General features: G+C 54.1%; 2 protein-coding genes. Both read right to left on the bottom strand.

Annotated elements, in window-relative coordinates; all coding sequences use genetic code 11:
* A partial coding sequence (locus B3C64_RS04965) for an ATP-binding cassette domain-containing protein (RefSeq protein ID WP_291534152.1) occupies window positions 1-639 on the bottom strand: 639 nt, incomplete at its 3' end.
* A gap of 2 nt (window positions 640-641) precedes the next feature.
* On the bottom strand, window positions 642-1144 hold a 503-nt coding region (locus tag B3C64_RS04970; protein WP_414632164.1), incomplete at its 5' end, for an ABC transporter permease subunit.

Here is a 1144-nt window from a genome sequence, read left to right on the forward strand (position 1 = left end):
GTCATCACGTCGATCGCCAAGGCGCTCTTTGAAACGATCCACTTCACGTCCCACGCGTTCATCAACGTCCTGGTTTTCATGGCGGCTTTTCGGACCGGGCACCAAAGCAAGTGCGGTTTCGCCCAGCAGCGACAGCCAACGAACGACCGGATAACGCTGCAATTCCTTGAACGGTCGCTGGGCATTCAGCCGCTTATGGAAGCCAAGAGCCACGTTTTCATCGACCGTCAGGCCACCGAACACACGCCCGTTCTGGAAGGTGCGTGCGAGACCTCGTTCGGAAATATCCGGCACACTAAGGCCCGCAACGGTTTCACTGTCAATGTCGATCAATCCGGAATCCGGCTTGATGAAGCCTGAAATCAAATTGATTGTGGTCGATTTCCCGGAACCATTCGGTCCGATAATCGAAACGACCTCACCCTGATGCAAATCAAACGAAATGTTATTGACCGCTTTCAAGCCATTGAATGATTTGCTGAGATTGCGCACCTGCAGCACAGCCGGGGCATCCAAGACCTTGCGGCGATGCTCAGCCGCGAAAGTCACGATGTCGGGCTCCCCGTGCAAATCGTCCTTATCGATGGGGACGTTCCGTACATCTTCGGTAATTTTTGTCGGATTGATTGGCAGACTCATGCTCACACCTTCTTCGCGAACAGACCCTGAGGCCTGAAAAGAATGACAAGAACCAGCAACACGCCGTACAACAGCACGCGAGCTTCGGTAGCGAAACGCAGCAGTTCAGGACCACCGATAAGAATCACAGCGCCCAGCACCGCTCCCAGCGGAGAATTCATACCACCCATCACGATGATGGTCAGTATCAGCAGCGACATGTTCACGTTGAAGATGGTTGGATCAATATACGTGTACTGATGGGCAAGCAATGAACCGGCAAGCCCCGCAAAGAAAGCAGCCAAAGCGTAGGCGAGCGCCTTGTACGCACCCGTGCGAATGCTCAATGCCTCAGCCGCGTCCTGATCGGAACCGACAGCCTCGAACACATGTCCCAAGTGCGAGGAACGGATGCGGCTGACAACCACCAAGGCGATAATCAACACAACCAGGTCAAGCAGATACTGCATCTGCTGCGTATAGAGGGATTGGCCAAACACATTCGGGAACGGAATGCCCTGAATGC

Origin of the sequence: Bifidobacterium sp. UBA6881, assembly GCA_002451435.1 — a bacterium.
GTDB lineage: Bacteria > Actinomycetota > Actinomycetes > Actinomycetales > Bifidobacteriaceae > Bifidobacterium.